18 protein-coding genes and 1 pseudogene are annotated in these 16,740 nt (G+C 33.8%); 3 read left to right on the top strand and 16 right to left on the bottom strand.

The window, feature by feature from the left end; all coding sequences use genetic code 11:
- Positions 1-17: 17 nt before the first annotated feature.
- The 4 genes from DET63_RS19190 to DET63_RS19205 all read right to left on the bottom strand — a co-directional run bounded on the left by DET63_RS19190 (position 18) and on the right by DET63_RS19205 (position 3,255).
- The gene (locus DET63_RS19190) at positions 18-1,082 is read right to left on the bottom strand and encodes a hypothetical protein (RefSeq protein WP_113937523.1); all 1,065 of its coding nucleotides are present in this window, start codon (positions 1,080-1,082) and stop codon (positions 18-20) included.
- A gap of 12 nt (positions 1,083-1,094) precedes the next feature.
- Positions 1,095-1,568 (bottom strand): tetratricopeptide repeat protein, encoded by a 474-nt coding sequence (locus tag DET63_RS19195; protein WP_002013416.1) that lies wholly within the window; start codon positions 1,566-1,568, stop codon positions 1,095-1,097.
- A 184-nt stretch (positions 1,569-1,752) separates the two neighbouring features.
- On the bottom strand, positions 1,753-2,442 hold the full coding sequence (locus tag DET63_RS19200) for a phosphopantothenoylcysteine decarboxylase domain-containing protein (RefSeq protein WP_002084931.1): 690 nt from the start codon (positions 2,440-2,442) through the stop codon (positions 1,753-1,755).
- Between the two features lie 12 nt (positions 2,443-2,454).
- On the bottom strand, positions 2,455-3,255 hold the full coding sequence (locus tag DET63_RS19205; RefSeq protein ID WP_125930143.1) for an AAC(3) family N-acetyltransferase: 801 nt from the start codon (positions 3,253-3,255) through the stop codon (positions 2,455-2,457).
- Positions 3,256-3,427: 172 nt separating this feature from the next.
- Between DET63_RS19205 and DET63_RS19210 the strand changes: the two are divergent.
- Positions 3,428-3,878: pseudogene (locus DET63_RS19210) on the top strand (hypothetical protein).
- 96 nt (positions 3,879-3,974) lie between these two features.
- Here DET63_RS19210 and DET63_RS19215 read toward each other — a convergent pair.
- The 9 genes from DET63_RS19215 to DET63_RS19255 form a co-directional block, all read right to left on the bottom strand.
- The gene (locus DET63_RS19215; RefSeq protein ID WP_113937524.1) at positions 3,975-5,222 is read right to left on the bottom strand and encodes a glutathionylspermidine synthase family protein; all 1,248 of its coding nucleotides are present in this window, start codon (positions 5,220-5,222) and stop codon (positions 3,975-3,977) included.
- 20 nt (positions 5,223-5,242) lie between these two features.
- Entirely contained in the window at positions 5,243-5,845 is a 603-nt protein-coding gene (locus tag DET63_RS19220) for a hypothetical protein (RefSeq protein WP_113937525.1), read from the bottom strand.
- Between the two features lie 107 nt (positions 5,846-5,952).
- Positions 5,953-6,369, bottom strand: a complete 417-nt coding sequence (locus tag DET63_RS19225; RefSeq protein ID WP_113937526.1) for a GNAT family N-acetyltransferase — start codon at positions 6,367-6,369, stop codon at positions 5,953-5,955.
- 61 nt (positions 6,370-6,430) lie between these two features.
- Entirely contained in the window at positions 6,431-7,369 is a 939-nt protein-coding gene (locus DET63_RS19230; protein ID WP_113937527.1) for a DMT family transporter, read from the bottom strand.
- An 87-nt stretch (positions 7,370-7,456) separates the two neighbouring features.
- Positions 7,457-7,957 (bottom strand): GNAT family N-acetyltransferase, encoded by a 501-nt coding sequence (locus DET63_RS19235; RefSeq protein ID WP_113937528.1) that lies wholly within the window; start codon positions 7,955-7,957, stop codon positions 7,457-7,459.
- A 34-nt stretch (positions 7,958-7,991) separates the two neighbouring features.
- Complete coding sequence (locus DET63_RS19240; RefSeq protein ID WP_113937529.1) at positions 7,992-8,537, bottom strand: GNAT family N-acetyltransferase; 546 nt, start codon at positions 8,535-8,537, stop codon at positions 7,992-7,994.
- Positions 8,538-8,552: 15 nt separating this feature from the next.
- Complete coding sequence (locus DET63_RS19245; RefSeq protein WP_113937530.1) at positions 8,553-9,254, bottom strand: nucleotidyltransferase domain-containing protein; 702 nt, start codon at positions 9,252-9,254, stop codon at positions 8,553-8,555.
- A gap of 14 nt (positions 9,255-9,268) precedes the next feature.
- Positions 9,269-9,952 carry a DNA alkylation repair protein gene (locus DET63_RS19250; protein WP_113937531.1) on the bottom strand — a complete coding sequence of 228 codons (684 nt, stop codon included), beginning with the start codon at positions 9,950-9,952 and terminating at the stop codon, positions 9,269-9,271.
- A gap of 147 nt (positions 9,953-10,099) precedes the next feature.
- Positions 10,100-10,768: a hypothetical protein gene (locus tag DET63_RS19255; RefSeq protein WP_113937532.1), complete on the bottom strand. Its 669-nt coding sequence runs from the start codon at positions 10,766-10,768 to the stop codon at positions 10,100-10,102.
- Positions 10,769-10,986: 218 nt separating this feature from the next.
- On the opposite strand from DET63_RS19255, the gene DET63_RS19260 reads away from it, so the two are divergent.
- Entirely contained in the window at positions 10,987-11,814 is an 828-nt protein-coding gene (locus tag DET63_RS19260) for a peptidoglycan-N-acetylglucosamine deacetylase (RefSeq protein ID WP_113937533.1), read from the top strand.
- Between the two features lie 42 nt (positions 11,815-11,856).
- On the opposite strand, the gene DET63_RS19265 is transcribed toward DET63_RS19260, so the two are convergent.
- Both DET63_RS19265 and DET63_RS19270 read right to left on the bottom strand, forming a co-directional pair.
- On the bottom strand, positions 11,857-12,282 hold the full coding sequence (locus DET63_RS19265) for a WapI family immunity protein (protein ID WP_113937534.1): 426 nt from the start codon (positions 12,280-12,282) through the stop codon (positions 11,857-11,859).
- 118 nt (positions 12,283-12,400) lie between these two features.
- Positions 12,401-12,946, bottom strand: coding sequence for a TetR/AcrR family transcriptional regulator (locus DET63_RS19270; protein ID WP_113937535.1), 546 nt, complete (start codon positions 12,944-12,946; stop codon positions 12,401-12,403).
- Positions 12,947-13,119: 173 nt separating this feature from the next.
- Between DET63_RS19270 and DET63_RS19275 the strand changes: the two genes are divergently transcribed.
- Positions 13,120-14,568, top strand: coding sequence for a DHA2 family efflux MFS transporter permease subunit (locus tag DET63_RS19275; RefSeq protein ID WP_113937536.1), 1,449 nt, complete (start codon positions 13,120-13,122; stop codon positions 14,566-14,568).
- Between the two features lie 47 nt (positions 14,569-14,615).
- On the opposite strand, the gene ltaS is transcribed toward DET63_RS19275, so the two are convergent.
- Entirely contained in the window at positions 14,616-16,589 is a 1,974-nt protein-coding gene (ltaS, locus tag DET63_RS19280) for a lipoteichoic acid synthase (RefSeq protein ID WP_113937537.1), read from the bottom strand.
- Positions 16,590-16,740 lie beyond the last annotated feature (151 nt).

Below are 16,740 nucleotides of genomic sequence, written 5' to 3' on the forward strand. Positions count from 1 at the left end.
TTAGAAGGAGTTTTTCACTATCCACCATTCATATGTTTTAACCTTTCAGTAACCGCATCATAAAATTTTCGTTTCTCATCAACATTTAAGTGAACACGACTTACTGTTTTAGTAAATCCATACAACAACTGCACTTTCACTGGCTCTTTTAGCGTTATTTCAAAAGTAGGAGGTTCTTTTATGAACTCCATAACAGTTGCATCCAGCACCTCTTTTTCTTCTTTTGCTGTTAGGGATTCCCCCTTGTAGAATGCAATATTATCAATTTGTGTAAATGACAATACAACTTTCTTTCCTAATCCAATTTGAATGATAACTTGTTCTTCTGTTACGACAATTGGATTTTTACGCATCACTTGTATTTCAGCTAAAAAATAAATCATCGCATATACGTTTAGTATGAGTAAAATCCAAGCTATTACTGGATTCCATTGATGAAGTAAATAGTGAAAACCGATACTTTCAATTACTGTTGCGTGAATAATCATAATATAAACACCTATAGCGCCGGTCTTTTTGTGATAGGAATATGTGCATTCACCATCTGGTACTTTTTCACGCCACGATAAAAATGCATAATAGATTAATTTACACTCAGTAAGAATGATACTTACAGCCTTACTTCTTTTCATAGTAGCATCAAACGCTGCATCAATCGCATAAGAAAATGAAGAATACTCACTTCTATATTCTTTATATCGTTTTATTATTTTAGGAAGTACTCTTATAATTTTATATATAAGAAACAGTTCAAAACATACGAACACAATTTCTCCAGCAACTATTACATACGAAACAAATGAAAAAGCTTGTAAATAATCACTAGGAATTATAAATCTTGCGAATACATATCCAGCTATAACTACAGGAAACATATACGTTAACGAATATCTTTTCCGTATAATAAAGAAATATGTGATGACTGGAATTACAAACATAAAATCTAATAATGAACCGAGGACTACTTCTTTCGGGGCAGCTGGCACTATTGGCAGGGCATACAATAAATAGTTTGATAACATAATTAAAGATACGAGTCCAATCCAAATGCCTTTTTTCCTTCTTGAAATTGATGGATTCATTCCTTCTCTCCTCTATTCAAAAACCTCATTTAAATGGTCTTTATAAAATGAAATAGCACGTTCAAATTCTTTTATCTCATCTACTTTCACAACTGTCTCTAACAGTAATTTCATCGCTTCTTCATGTTCGTTTACGTTATATTTTGCTAATGATAAAAACACTTTCATCACGTCATTTTCCGGGAACTTCTTTATCCCTGCTTCTAATAAAGTAATCGCTTTATCATATTCCCCTATACAACGATACGTACTGCCAAGACCGATATACGCACCGCAAAGGGATTCACCATCAAGTCCGTTCGCAATTGCCTGTTCATAATACGGAACCGCCTCCGTTTCAAGACCCATTACATCATGTATCCAAGCACATTGATATAGTACTTCTGCATCCCTCGTAAAGTTTGTTAATCCTATAAGTATCTCTCTAGACTGCGCATATTTCTTTTCATTTCTAAGTTTAATAGCTTGCTTTAATAAATGTTCCATACAATCCACTCCTCAAAAAATGTTCATTATGCATATATCATGTATTACACATTTACGAGCAGCTAATGGCCTATTTCATTGATTTGATTCAATTTAATAATTAGTGAGGGATACGTTCCTCCACTAATTTAATATTAACTCCATTATATACTATGCGACTGCATCTCTTTCTAAAAGCTTAAATCTACATAGTAGTGATACGATTACATAAATGCTCTAACATATTGACAATTTCTTTTGCAGTTTCATCTTTCCCATTACATAACTTCACATTACCGTCTTGTCCAATAACGTGATGCACAGCACCGCGAGAATATAAAGAATGCGGTGAGTTCGCTATCATTACACTCGCTTTTGCACCCTCCATTCTTTTGCTTGCTCTTTCAATAAGTTCTGCTTCATTTACGTCACTTTCCAGTTTAAAGCCAACGAGTATCGTTTCTGGATCCCAACTCTTTATTTGTTTTAATACTTTTGGCGCTTTTTGAAAATGAATAATTGGAGCGATATCACTTGAAATCTTTCCGTTCATATTAAGAACATTTCCATCTTGATCACAAATCTTTTCGACAACCCAATCTGAGCCAGCAGCAGCCATAATAACTGCATCTACTTTTTCATGTGTAATAATACTTTTCATCTTATCTTGTAAATCAATAATCCCCTCAAATGGGTGCAATTCTAATTGGTTATTTACATCCATTGGCTTCTCAGCAAAATAGCCATGCAAATATATAACATTTGCTCCTTTTTTCATTAGCTCTTCTGCAATAATTCTTCCAATCGTACCTTTTGCTAAATTTGTATGCCCACGTACTTGATCCCATTTTTCTAGGCAGCCGCCGCTCGTAATTAATACTTTTTTCCCCTGCATAATAACCATCCCTTACTGATTTTTCGCACGAAACCACTCTGTTCCAAAGTCAACTGCATCACGCTGCCTCATAAAACGGCACGTCGCATTCCCTATCTTCCCACGCGTAACTGTTCCTTTAAGCTCATATTCAACTCCGATTTCTACAAACGTATCAGAATCGTAATCCATTTCAACGAATTCTTTCCATACTCTTACACCTTCTTCTATAATAGGTGCTCCTACCTTTATTAACTCGCGTGCACCTGTACGTACCTCAGATAAATGTATAGACGTATTAGAGTCATAACCGACACCAAGTAATAATATGTATCCATCTAAATCGTATATTTTTCGTAATGGCGATTCTTCACCAAAACTTATGGAAAGTGAATGATTCGCTGTAATTTCTTCTGCGTGTTGCCCCCATGCTGCAAAACTACTGAGTGGATGATTACTGCGCAATACATTCGGATATGTACGAAAACATTCAACTACTTCTCCCATTGCCCTTGTTGGTGTTATACGTGGATCAAATGCTGGGACGTTATCCCGAATAATTTGCCACCATTCTTCTGGTACAGGTGGTCTTGACCAATGTTTTGGATCGGATAAATCCGAAGATTGCGTCGGCATAATTATCGTTCCTTCTTCTGTAACAACTTTCATTAACGCTTCTACTACAGCAACTGCACCGCCTGATATCCAACCGATTGAACTTAATGAAGAATGTACAATAACTGTCATTCCCTTTTCTATCCCTAATGCTTTTAAATCATTTGTAATTGTTTCGATTGTATTTGGAAATTGTGTATTCGCCACTATGTCATTCATTTTCACGATTGTTCCCCCATTTTGCTTTAAACTAATACATACATATATTATCATATTTTTCTTAATTTTTAACATAATCATACAGATTACTATAGACCTATCGTTCTTATCATATCGGAAACAGTTAAATTATGGTGTATTTATTTAAAATTAATAAAGGAAGGTGCACACAATGAAGAAAATTATATTACCCCTTTTCATATTAGGGATTATTAGCTTAAGTGGCTGTACTTTTTCTAATAATGAATATGAAGATTTTTGGGTGTTAGAAAAATCTTCATATAACGAAGGTGGATATGGCCCTTCAAACTTATATGAAAAGGCACAGGAAGATCCAACTATGATTCATTACTCAAACGATAGCATTAGTGAAGGAAAAAGGATGGTATATTTAGCATTTGGAGAAAAGTATAAAAACGATAAAATTACAGTAAAAGAAGTTACAGACGAAAAAGATACATCAGTTATCGTCTTACGTATTGAAAAAAACAAAGGAAAAGATAAAAAACCCTGTTATGTATATCGGTGTGCCTAAACTTAGAGATTCTATTAAAATTGTAGATGAAGATGGTATGAAAATTTTTGAAATGAAACAAAATGAAAGCGTTACATCAAAGCAATGATCACTCTAGCACTCTTAATTCAAGCTTTATACTCATATGAAAGAGCCCATCACAAATGATGCGCTCTTTGTTAATTACCTTTTAATTCAAATGTTGCTACCCTTCAATCGTAACTCCAGTAAACATCGATAAATTCCCTGTTATTCTTTCACCTACTCGTAAAAACAGTCCAGCGGCTCTTCCGCTAATACAATGAGAACCGATAAGTAGTTTACCAGTATATGGTCCATCCCACGTATCAATTGTATAGTCAGGCATGTCTACATATTGCTGATATATTTTTCGTTGTTCAAAATAATACTCTGTTTGATCTTCAGCCAATAGTTGATCATTGTCATAAATAGATACTCCGCCGCCTTCGCGACCAAATAACGGTTTTGAAACATATGATTCTTTTCTTTCTAAGAATCGTTTATTTGTGAAATACGTTGGAAGGAAGTATTCCTTAATAATCTCTCGCTCTTCTTTTTCAAAGAAAACTTCATCTTCATAAAGTTGCCAAATTAATGCGAGCATACCTTTATTTTGCATAACAAAAGCAGCCGGTGGGTTAATAATTTGCACCTTTCCTTGTGCGATATGATTTAAAAATTGCAGACCGATTCTTTTACCATTTTTATCAGTATCTGAAACTAAATATTCAATTGGATATAAACGATATAAGTATTTAATTTTATCGCCTGCCGGGGTGTATATTCCATCATCTGCAACAACGATATCTTGTATTCCTACATAATCGGTTTGTTGCTGTAAACAATAACTTCTTAAAAACTGAACGGTTTGATGATCTTCATCATGCCAATCGTAGCTTGTAAAATAAATCGTTTCGTCAGGACTTATTTTGTAATCATGTTTAATTTGTTCCCAAGCTTGAACGACGTGTTCTTCAATATGATTCGGATGATTCACATCGTGATATCGACACAATACTTCATTAGCGACAGATGGTTCTAAATAACCTGTCGGAGTATCGCAATTTACTTCAATTAATTTAATATCATCATGATTTACGATGAAATCAAGCCTTGTAAAATATGAAAATAAACCAGTATGTTTCATTCTTGCAATTTCCCACGTCTCTGGTGGAAAACCAAGTTTTTGAAATTGTGCTGGTGTATTTGTAATGTATTGATATGTTTTATATAACACATACATAATTTCTTCTGTCGCTTTAGAAATTGCAGTATATGTACGTACTGGCATACGATACATACTAGTTGCCATATATTGATTCCATTCTTCACTCTCTAACAAACTCGGCCATGTAAATCCATTTCTACCAGCCTCTTCTGCAAGAGAAAACCAGATTTTCATATACTCTTCCTGTTCTTTTTCTGTATACATTTCTCCATTATCCTTTCAAATTAGGATCCAGCTGGTGCTTTTGCGTTTCCAATTCCATTTGAACCAGAATTCACTTTTGGCGTTTGTGTAGTAGATGCTTTTGACGTATTTGAATCTGGCGTCACTTTAGTTGAACTGTTCGGCTGTTGCTTATTCAAATCCACTTTCTTTGAAGAATCATTATTACTACTAGTGCCACCGTAATACCCACCGCTGCCACCACTTCTTCGCTCATCCTTTTCACGGTATGGGATAATATTATTTGCATATGGTTTCTTTGTAAGATTTGGTTTCGCAGTATTATACATATTCGACGTCTTACTTGCTAATAAATATCCAGCAACGAACGGAAGTATTGGCAAATGGGAACTCTCATTATTAAATGAAGCGGGTGAATTATTATCTCTACATAATTCTTCTTTTTCTATATTTCCTGTCGTTGGCGCTTTATCATCACAATTTAATTTTTCTTGTTCGCTTTCTTGCTTCGTACCATCTGTTTTTACCGCACTACTTTCTTTTTGTGCACTCTCTTCATCATTATCAGCACATCCTGTTAATAAAAAAGATGACACTCCTATTGAAGCTGCAATTTTCACAAATTTGCTTTTATCCATTCTCATGTGTTATGCACCTAATTTCTATTTATCTATATTTTTCCAATTATCTTTATTATATACTGTAAATATCATTTTTTTCAAACTAAACTAAATATGTAAAATTACATATTTCACATACTTTTCAGCTGTTCATTCTCGAGATAGCAATGAAATCTTTCCACCCCTGGATGTTTTTCTCCTAGACTTTTAATCTTAAACTTACACTTTTTATAAAATCCGACTGCCTCTGTATCTGTCTCAGCCTCAATATATGTTAACTCATATTCCCTAATTATTTCTTTAATCATTTGAAGTGCAATTCCTTGATTGCGATATTTTTCATCAACAGCTATGTGACACATTCTCGCTCTATTTGTATGAATTAGCACTATACCTATGCAACCCTTATTCCCATATTTATATAGCACTGCCTGATTATTTTTATACATTGAAACTGCTTTAAATAAGCTTGCTTCACTCGGACCGGTCGCATGCTTTAATACTTTTTTAATGGGATCTATTTCTAAATGCTCAACACGTTGTAACATCCTATCTCCATCCTTTCTCATGAAAAAAGATTAGCTCTTTATTGAAAAAGAGCTAATCTCATTACGCCGTTATTTTCTCTTCTTTTTTCACAACTACAGCTACATAACTATGAAGTATCATTCCGACAATTACAAGACTCATTCCAACCCACGATAAAGAAGACGGAATTGGAGCCGATAACCAGATCAGCTCTCCTACTAATGCAAATAAAACTTCACCAGACTGTGTCGCCTCGACTGTTGCTAATTTTTGCGGATCATCTTTTACAAGATCTGTCGCAAAGAAGAATAATACCGTTGCGATTAACCCTGAACTAACTGCTACAATAAAACATTGGAAAACTTGACTACTTGACGGTAGTCCGCCTGTTGATACTTCATAACCAGATAGTAAAAACCAAAATGGTAAACTTGCTAATGTCATACCGAGAACTCGTTGGAAGACATCTAATTCGCCCTTACATACTTGCATCATTTTTCTATTTCCAAGTGGATATGCAAACGCAGCAATGAGTACAGGAACCACACATAAAATGGTTTCACGAATCCCTAAAGAAGAAGCGTGTTCTACTTGCATAAGAACAACACCGAATAAAATAATGCCTGACATTACTAATTCTTTCATTGGAATTTTTTTATGTAATGGGTCTACCGCAAAAAATGGTGTTAACAAAATCCCTGCAACTATTGTAATTTGCCAAGTCGAAGCGACAAGCCACCCCGGTCCAAACGCACCCGCGAAACTAAGCGGTGCATAAAAGAGACCAAACCCTACAATACTCCATAACAACCACTCTTTCGGATTGTTTTTCATATATTGCAAGAGTTGTTTTAAATTCCCCCTATACATGACAATAAGTAATAGCATTGGAACCATAAAGTAATACCGTAGTGATGCACTCCAAATCCAACTCCCGCCCCCTAAGTCCATCGACCGGTTTAACACAAAGGTAAAGGCAAAGAAAAATGATGCCAATATCCCTATTACAATAGCTTTCATTTTAAAACCCCTTGTTTAGTTTCTTGTTATACGATACAACAAAATGAATATAATTAAAATTCGCAATTCTTATTATATATGTATTCTTTAAAGAAACAACACCATATTTTCATCATCACTATACACACCATTCATTTTTAAAGCTCTCTTTTCAATTCCATAAGTTTTAAAGCCCATTGATCCGTATAATTTTTTTGCTGGTTCGTTTGTGGATACAACACCTAAGTTCAATTGCTCTAGTTTTATATCTCGCGCTCTTTGAATGGCATTTGTTATTAACTCACGTGCCAATCCGTTCCGCCTGTTTTGTGCATCTACATACATCGCAACGATATGACCTTTATGTTTATACGCCTCTCTCTCTTCTGTTAGTAAAGTGACAACTCCAACTAAATGATTTTCTTCATTAAATGCACCAAATGTACAACTAGTAGTAGCTGTTAAATTACTTTCCACTCTCTTAATAGGATTTTCCTGGCGAATCGCCTCTTCATAAGTTGTTACAAATGCCTCTGGATTTACTTGTAAAGCTTGTAAACGTAAGTCCCAATATTTTTCCGCATCTTCTTTCGTAAGTAATCGAATCATATTTATCCTGCCCCTTTAAGTTAACATAATATTTTTATAAGCTACTATTTAAAGATTGGTATTCTTCTCTTAACATACTATAGCGATAACGATGAATGAACTTCCCTTTACGTAACCGATCATTTCTCATTATTCCTTCACAAACAAATCCTACTTTTTCATAACTCTTTCTAGCTTGTAAATTATCTTCGTCTACTCGTAGCCAAATTTTTTCTAATTTGAATTCAGAAAAACCGATTTGTAACATACTGTATAGGGCTGCTATTCCATATCCTTTACCCCAATATTCTTTATTTCCAATTGCAATCCCTAGTTCAGCATTTTTATTTGTATTATCAAAGTTTTTTAGGTCTACCCATCCAATGTGTATACCTTCCTTTGTAGCGATAGCTCGTTGTTCATAACCATTCGCTCGACTTATGCATGTTTCAATCCACCTTCTCGTATCGCCACGAGTGAACGGTGGATATTGATCTGGTACAACTAAATGTTTTGTTACTTCTGTATCTAATGACCATTGATATCGATCTTCTACATCGTCTTGTGTCAATTCTCTTAATTGAACGAATGGTACATTCATTTTGATATCCCCTTTTCATTTCCCGATAGAAAACCCTTCAAAAACTCTTCCTCCATACTGCTCTAACGTATTTTCTATAAAACTAATTAATTCATTTTTATCTCCTGTTTTATAAAAATGATCAAAAACTGCTACAAATTGGTCTGCATATTGTTCGTCATATCTTTTTAATACTCTAATAAACCATTTTGAATTTCCAAGCCATTGACCATTTACCCTTAAAACATATTCATGTACTAAATCAGCTAATAAATTTGCGATGAACAATTCTTCTTCTCTCTTTGTTGCACCAATGAAGTCATCCAAAGTATCCGTAATAAAATAGCGTTTCTGCTTCATCGTTTCTTCTGTCCATTTTTCTGGTCCTTTATTTAATAAATCATTCGCTTCTCTTTTGAGTATTTTTACAATTTCATCTTCTCCTTTTAACACAATACCTTCTGAAACTAATTGAGGTAATGAAGGTCGTCCGCGCTCACAATCACTTTTGAAAAAGGTTTTATACGTTTCAAAATTATGTACGAATACTTCAACAGGCCAACCATTACTATAGAAAGATTCTCTATAACAAGATGACAAACTTTGGTCAAATATTACAATATCAAGGTCAGATGTTTTCGTAGCCTCTCCTCTAGCAACACTTCCCCCTAGTAAAGCAACATCACAATTCGAAAATTGTGATGTAATAATACTTTGTGCCGCTTCAATTGGTTTCATAATCTTATCCCTTCTTATTTTACTTTCTTCTTTTCAGCTCTTTCTCGTGTCTTTTTAATATAGGATTCTGCATTTGGTGTTTTGCATGACGTTTCACCGTGATCAACTTCTACTTTTCCAATTTCACGTGAGATTTTAATTGCTTGTTGTTCCAAACTTTCATTTCGAACCCCTACCGCAATTAAAGCTCTATTCATCGCTTCTCTTTTACGATTTTTTTCATTATGTATATGAACTTTAATCTCTTCTAAATACGGTAAGAAAAAGTCATCGTCTAACGTTTTATTTTTTATTGCGATATTCGCTAATAATGACCAACCAGCTCTTCCAATCCATTCATCATCAGACTTCGTCCATTCTTCCATTCTTTCTATCACGATTGGCGACGTACATATAGCTGTCATAAGAACGTCCATTAAACAATAATAATCAACATCCTGAACCCATCTATTTAGTTGTTCTGACGTTAGTTTCTTCGGATCTAAAATCATCGTTGCTAAAGTCATTGCATCCATATTTTTCGTTTCCCATAATGAGATTGCTAAATCATGATCCTTTTTTATCTTCTTTTTCAACAATTTTAAATTTGCAGAACTAACTCCAAATAACGGCTCTTTTGCCCCATGATTTTTAAAGATTTTACGGTTTTGTTCCGTTCCACATTCTTCCAGTTTCTGCATTACTTCTTCAAGTAACATAGGTCCACCTCTTTTATATATTTTGTTGCCTTCACATATGTATGTACGATATATTCTACATTATTTTTTGGTTTTCCTATATTTATTTTTTAAATACGGTATGTGAAATTTTATTGATGTTCTTTAAAACAAAAAACATCCTCTTCCTTATTTTGCACACGGTTGTTCATTCACACTCTGTATACAATACTCCACAAGCGCATTCAACGGATTTATTATGTTCCTTCCTATTATATTTTCTACCCTTGTAGCAGCGTCTACCATCGATAATTGTGCAACTGAAAGCATTTCGTTTCTATCTTTCATAATTTCATATAAATACTTTTCTAATTTAACATCATGCTCTTCTTTACGACCTTGCATAATTAACTCAAATATCCCTTCTATCACTTCTACTTTTACTTGTATGGATTTATTATTCTGCCGAGCGTATTGTTTTAAACGTTCCATCGTTCCTGAAACCGTACGATTATTTGTAAAAAGTATTGTTTGTGGCTCTTCAACATGACAAATCATTTCAAAAAATGGCTCATCAATTTTCAATATAGGTATGTCTATTTTGAAATTCTCATCTAATAGCGTAATATAATCTGTACAAGTTAATAAAAGTGTATCTACATCACTTTTGGCTATATACTTTATAATATCTTTTAAATTATTCCGTGCTTGTTCTTTTTCAAAATCACAATCTTTTTTTAATATGCGTGATAAGATGGGATCTACAAAATGGAGTATTTCGATTCCAAAAGATTGCAACGCTCGGTCAATGTATTCAATATTTGAATGATGAGCATGTAAACAAGCTAATTTTTTCATACTTATCCTCCCTTTCTAAAACAAAAAACATGAATGAACCATTTTACATGCAGTTCCATACATTCAATTCTTGTTTCATTTTTTTAAACCTGCAAAACGTTGAAATCTTGCATATTTTTTTACAAACTTTCTTACGCTTGTAAAAAAGTTTTTTTGCATTTCCCCCTCTAAAATTGCTAATATAGTAGAGTAGAACTTTTATAGAGAGAAGGAAAATTATGCGCAATGGAATTCGGATGACAACTTTAATGAAAAGGGCTCTGTTGATATGCGTCGGGGTATTGTTTACATACGAAGCTGCTTATGGATCAACACATACTGCTCTAGCAAGTACAGAGGATGAAACTAAATCTGTTCAACTTGTAAGTGAAATTCAAACATCCCTAGCACCAAAAGAAGCTCCAAAACACTATAATGGGCAGGTTAGAAAAGTTGCTTACTTAACATTTGATGATGGTCCTGGAAAATACACAGCTGAGCTTTTAGATATGTTAAAAAGTGAAAATGCAAAAGCAACATTCTTCCTAATTGGTTCAAACGTGAAAGCTTTCCCTGATCTTGTAAAACGTGAAAATGCTGAAGGCCACTATGTTGGGATGCACAGTATGACTCATAACTACAAGAAGCTGTACACAGAAGGTCATTACGTTGATGAAATGAAAGAAGACCAAGGCTTAATCGCTGGCGTTCTAGGAAAATCACCAGTATTAACTCGTCCAGCTTACGGCTCAATGCCAGGATTAAATGAAGCCCTTCGCAACAAAGTTGTAGAAAATGGTTTAAAAGTTTGGGACTGGACAATTGATTCATTAGACTGGAAATACAACAAAATGCCAGTAGACGCTGCATCTGCTAAAATCGTAGAAAACGTTCTACATGGTGCTACAAACCCAACAGAAGTTATTCTAATGCACGATATTCATCCACAATCAGTTAAAGCAGTACCTGGAATTATTAAAGGGCTGAAAGAAAGAGGATATGAATTAGAAGCCTATAATGAGAACGAACACTTCCCATTAAACTTCTGGCATGATAATCGTATGTAATAAAAAGACTTGATTCCCTCTTGTAGGTTATCAAGTCTTTTTTTATCGTTTTGGGAATTTCCTTTGTTGCTCTTCAATAGAACGAATCATATTCTCTCTATCCTCTTGAGTTATACTGATAGAAAATTCGTACTCCTCTTCCTTACACCATTCGGGTTTAAGTTCCAGCGATAAGCGAATAACAAGGTGAAACTCCTCTTCTTTTTCTCCCATAAATTCAAACGCTAAATTTGGTTCTATGAAATCTAGTTCGTTATATGTAGGGTTTGGTAAAGATTCAAACCATTTTATCATGTACTGTAAGTCGAAAGTTTGTAAAAAAGGATCCACCGTTTCAAAAACTTTATTTTCTTCTGATAGTTTCGCTTTTACTCTTAACCAATTTCTATCACACTCGTCTTTTGCATCTTTATATTGGTAATTTACAACCTCTAAATGTAATGATATTTTTTCATTTTTAAAATTCATGCATATCCCCCTTCTATCTCTGGATCTTTTGTTTTATAAATTTTTATTAATCCCCATACTTTAAATTATACTAGGTTATTTTAATCTTTTTTTAATACGGATAAATTGTTTGCATTTATTATCCTTTATACATAAAATAAATTTGATTTGCAATATAATCTGAACTAAAGTGAAGTCCATTCCTTATCCACCATATGATAATACCTACCAATGAAGCTGTTTTAATATCCACCGCAACATAATCATCAGGCAGATCCTTTTTCGTATTCTCTCTTCTCGTTTCTATTAACTCTTTTAAAAATAAAAATAGTTGCTCCTCAAATTGATTCATTTTAAATAATATAAATAAATAATTTCGATGGATATATAAATAATCAAGTAATTGTGTTAGCTTTTGTTTTTCTGATAAATCTTTTGCATGTATTAAATCAGCTATTTTATTTGAAAGTTCATTTGAAATTTCATTCGTGATTTGGTCTAGTAAATCTTGAATATCTTGATAATGTAAGTAAAAGGTTGTTCGGTTTAATCCTGCTTTTGTTGCGACTTTCTGAACCGTTAAATTTGAAATACTCGGATTCTCACATAGGAGAGAAAAAACAGCATTTTGAAACATTTCTCTTGAACGAACTGTACGAGGATCTTCTTTTTTAGGTGTAGACATTTTGAAACTCCTTTATAGATTTTCTCTTTACTTACTCGACAGTGCATACCTTCTATGTCGAGTAGTGAACATTTTCAACAAAACTGTTCATGGTCAAAGAAAATTTATTTTGTTACCATTAATTTTATCGACACAATGTCGATAAATCAAGACAACAATGAAGGAGTTTACCAATGCAAAAGGAAATATCAGAAAGAAATAAAAAAATTATATTAATTGTGCTCATTTCCGGTTGTTTTTTATCAACATTAAATCAGACGCTATTAAATGTAGCGATGAGTAATTTAATGGAAGTATTTGATGTTACGGCCGCTACAGTTCAATGGCTATCAACAGGCTTTATGCTCATAAATGGTGTTCTCGTGCCAATTACGGCATTTTTAATGAAGCGATTTACAACAAGGCAGCTATTTATTAGCTCGATGCTCTCTTTGTTTATTGGGACTGTTCTCTGCGCATGCGCCATGAATTTTGGCATTTTGTTAACAGGAAGAATGATTCAAGCAGTTGGGGCAGGAATTATTATGCCACTAATGATGACAGTTATTTTATATTTATACCCTAGTGAAAAGCGTGGAAGTATTATGGGAACCATCGGTTTCGCCATAATTTTCGCGCCAGCCATCGCTCCAACATTATCTGGCTTTATTATTGAATATGTATCATGGAGATGGTTATTTATTGGATTAGCTCCATTTGTATTAATCGTTATTATTCTCGCGCTAAAATATTTAATGAATGTTGCTGAGACAACAAAAGCAAAATTAGATATCGTAAGTGTCATTTTATCAACGATTGGCTTTGGTTGTATTATATTTGGATTTAGTAGTGCAGGAAGTAAAGGATGGGATCATCCAGTTGTTATTACTACAATTATCATCGGAATAATTGTTACAACCCTATTCTGTTTACGTCAAATAAAGTCTAGCGATCCACTATTAAATTTATCCGTATTTAAATATAAAATTTTCACTCTTACATCAGTCATTAACGTACTCATTACGATGATTATGTATGCTGATTTAATTCTTTTACCGATTTACTTGCAAAATGGACGAGGTTTTACTGCTTTTGAATCAGGTTTACTTCTATTACCTGGAGCTGTGATTAATGCCTTCTTATCACCTATCACAGGTAAAATGTTTGATAAATATGGGGCGAAACCACTCTTTATTACAGGTTTAATATGTATCATTATATCTATGTGGGGTGTAATTGATTTGACCGAATCCACCACTTATATGTATTTAATGGTTCGTACCATTATTCTACGCATTGGACTAAGTTTCATTTCGATGCCTTTAAATACAGCAGGTTTAAACGCTTTACCAAGAGAACTGGGTTCACATGGTTCTGCAGTGAATAATACCGTACGTCAATTAGCAGGTGCTATTGGAACAGCAGTTATTATCACGGTATACACAATTCAATCAACTTCACATGCTTCGCAGTTATCTAGTGAAAATGGAAACATTTCAGTTATGCAAGTAAAGAAATTATCTTCTATCTTCAGCTCAAGTGATGCCTACGTATTTATGTTAGTCTTATCTTTTGTAGCTTTGATTATCGCATGTTTCATGCCTAAAAAAGTAGCACTCCAAAAATCCGAAAGTAAATCTTAAAACAAAAAATCCTACTCGTTTTCTATACGAGTAGGATTTTTTATTATTTATTTTGTTTCCCCGTCTTCAGTCGTCTTCACCTTCGTTTTATTTTTATCACGATGGTTATAGTTGTACTTAGAACGCTCTACTGGAGTGAAGCCTTCTGGTGTGTAGAATCGTAATAAGTCGCCGTTAACAACTTGGTCAGAGTATTTTAGTGATTTTTGAACCATTTGTTCATTTTGTTTTATTTCGTCTGTAAATTCTACTGGATTTCCAGTCGCTGTATCATAGTATTTGCCGTTCAGTGCAGTCACTGTTGGACTTACATAGTTACCGTTACGGAAAGGAACGACTTGTTTATGATCTGGCGATAATAAATCTGATCCGAATTGGACATAATTCTTTGTATCTGTACCTAGTAAGTGTAATAAAGTTGGAAGAACGTCAATTTCTCCGCCATATTGATGTTGTATGCCGCCTTTCATTCCTGGTACGCGAATGATTAATGGTACACGTTGTAATTGAGCATTTTCAAATGAGTTCATTTCTTTACCCATTATTTGAGACATTGCTGCGCCATGATTATCTGAAATACCGTAATGGTCACCGTACATAACGATAATTGAGTTATCGTATAAACCAGATTGTTTCAAGTAATCCATGAAGCCTTTTACAGATTCATCTAAATAACGTGCTGTTTGGAAATACGTATCTACAGATGAATCACCTGTTTTCGCTGGTTCAATTGTCGCTTCCGCTTTATCAATTGGATAAGGGAAATGGTTCGATAACGTAATAAATTTTGAATAGAACGGTTGTTTTAACGTTTGTAATAATGGAATTGATTCATTAAAGAACGGTTTATCTTTTAACCCATAGTTTACTACATCTTTTTCGTTCATATCATAGTATGACGCATCAAAGAATTTATTAAAACCAAACGATTTATAAATTTCATCACGGTTCCAGAACGTTTTGTAGTTACCGTGGAACACTGCTGATGTGTATCCTTGTTGACCTAAAATAGCTGGTGCTGATTGATACGTGTTATTAGCTTTATTTGTAAAAACAGATCCTTGCGGTAATCCAAACATTGAGTTCTCTAACATGAACTCCGCATCAGATGTTTTACCTTGTCCTGTTTGATGGAAGAAGTTATCAAAGTATAACGTATTCGCATCTTTTGTAAATGAGTTTAAGAATGGTGTAACCTCTTGACCATTTAGCTTGTAGTTTAGTAAAAAGTTTTGGAATGACTCTAAATGAATATAAATTACGTTCATTCCTTTTCCTTTACCGAAATACTCAGGATTTGGACTTGCATAAGTTGATGTAAGATAGTTTCTAACTTCTGTCATATTATCTCCATCCGCTAATGCTCGTTCTGTTGATGCTTTCGCACTTTGAATACCATCATAAATCGTAAAGTTGTACGCCCCTAAATATTTCACGATATAATTGCGGTCAAATGTTCTTGTTAACAATTCAGGACGGTCAGATTCTGCCAGACCTAAGTTAACGCTAAAGAATAAAATACCTGCTACAAATACTAGCGATAATTTATGCTTCGCAACACGGATTGGTTTAGGATTTACAAATTTCGTTGCGACTAAAACAATTAAAATGATTGTATCTAAGAAATATAGTGGGTCATATAAGTGTAGCAATGCAAAAATACTACCACCTAAATCTCCAAAGTTATTCGTTTGTGTTAATGTCGGGAACGTAATAAAGTCGCTGAAAAAGCGATAATATACTACGTTGGCATATAAAAGTATAGACATTAGCAAATTAATAATAATTAACCAAATGTAAGCTCGTTTCCCTTTCGCGAATAGTGCGAGCCCTAAAAATAGAACTGCTGAGCTTAACGGGTTGAAAAACAGTAAGAACTTTTGGATTGTGTTCGATATCCCTAAATTAAATTCTGTCACATATGCTGCATATGTTTTTAACCAAAGTAAAATAACGGCAAATACGAAAAATCCAAAATGATTACTTAATACTCGTTTACTCTTTAATAAAAATTGTTGCATCTCTCCACCTCTTTTGATCATCCAAGGCTTATTTTATATAAGTCTGTCTCTCTATTTAATTTTTCTTCTTCAAATAGATTTTATTTGTTTAACTATATGAAGAATATTAGTAATTATAATTTGTAGCTTTTATTTATTCAACTATTTCTTT

The sequence above is a fragment of the Bacillus sp. DB-2 genome (assembly GCF_003315125.1).
GTDB lineage: Bacteria > Bacillota > Bacilli > Bacillales > Bacillaceae_G > Bacillus_A > Bacillus_A mycoides.

What these genes read in the sequence shown, in the direction of transcription:
- DET63_RS19200 (WP_002084931.1), bottom strand. Translation starts at nt 2,442, where the DNA reads ATGCAGGGGAAAAAAGTATTAATTACGAGCGGCGGCTGCCTAGAAAAA.
- DET63_RS19260 (WP_113937533.1), top strand. Translation starts at nt 10,987, where the DNA reads ATGCGCAATGGAATTCGGATGACAACTTTAATGAAAAGGGCTCTGTTG.
- DET63_RS19235 (WP_113937528.1), bottom strand. Translation starts at nt 7,957, where the DNA reads ATGATTCGATTACTTACGAAAGAAGATGCGGAAAAATATTGGGACTTA.
- DET63_RS19275 (WP_113937536.1), top strand. Translation starts at nt 13,120, where the DNA reads ATGCAAAAGGAAATATCAGAAAGAAATAAAAAAATTATATTAATTGTG.
- DET63_RS19215 (WP_113937524.1), bottom strand. Translation starts at nt 5,222, where the DNA reads ATGTATACAGAAAAAGAACAGGAAGAGTATATGAAAATCTGGTTTTCT.
- DET63_RS19265 (WP_113937534.1), bottom strand. Translation starts at nt 12,282, where the DNA reads ATGAATTTTAAAAATGAAAAAATATCATTACATTTAGAGGTTGTAAAT.
- DET63_RS19255 (WP_113937532.1), bottom strand. Translation starts at nt 10,768, where the DNA reads ATGAAAAAATTAGCTTGTTTACATGCTCATCATTCAAATATTGAATAC.
- DET63_RS19240 (WP_113937529.1), bottom strand. Translation starts at nt 8,537, where the DNA reads ATGAATGTACCATTCGTTCAATTAAGAGAATTGACACAAGACGATGTA.
- DET63_RS19195 (WP_002013416.1), bottom strand. Translation starts at nt 1,568, where the DNA reads ATGGAACATTTATTAAAGCAAGCTATTAAACTTAGAAATGAAAAGAAA.
- ltaS (WP_113937537.1), bottom strand. Translation starts at nt 16,589, where the DNA reads ATGCAACAATTTTTATTAAAGAGTAAACGAGTATTAAGTAATCATTTT.
- DET63_RS19225 (WP_113937526.1), bottom strand. Translation starts at nt 6,369, where the DNA reads ATGTTACAACGTGTTGAGCATTTAGAAATAGATCCCATTAAAAAAGTA.
- DET63_RS19220 (WP_113937525.1), bottom strand. Translation starts at nt 5,845, where the DNA reads ATGAGAATGGATAAAAGCAAATTTGTGAAAATTGCAGCTTCAATAGGA.
- DET63_RS19205 (WP_125930143.1), bottom strand. Translation starts at nt 3,255, where the DNA reads ATGAATGACATAGTGGCGAATACACAATTTCCAAATACAATCGAAACA.
- DET63_RS19270 (WP_113937535.1), bottom strand. Translation starts at nt 12,946, where the DNA reads ATGTCTACACCTAAAAAAGAAGATCCTCGTACAGTTCGTTCAAGAGAA.
- DET63_RS19190 (WP_113937523.1), bottom strand. Translation starts at nt 1,082, where the DNA reads ATGAATCCATCAATTTCAAGAAGGAAAAAAGGCATTTGGATTGGACTC.
- DET63_RS19230 (WP_113937527.1), bottom strand. Translation starts at nt 7,369, where the DNA reads ATGAAAGCTATTGTAATAGGGATATTGGCATCATTTTTCTTTGCCTTT.
- DET63_RS19245 (WP_113937530.1), bottom strand. Translation starts at nt 9,254, where the DNA reads ATGAAACCAATTGAAGCGGCACAAAGTATTATTACATCACAATTTTCG.
- DET63_RS19250 (WP_113937531.1), bottom strand. Translation starts at nt 9,952, where the DNA reads ATGTTACTTGAAGAAGTAATGCAGAAACTGGAAGAATGTGGAACGGAA.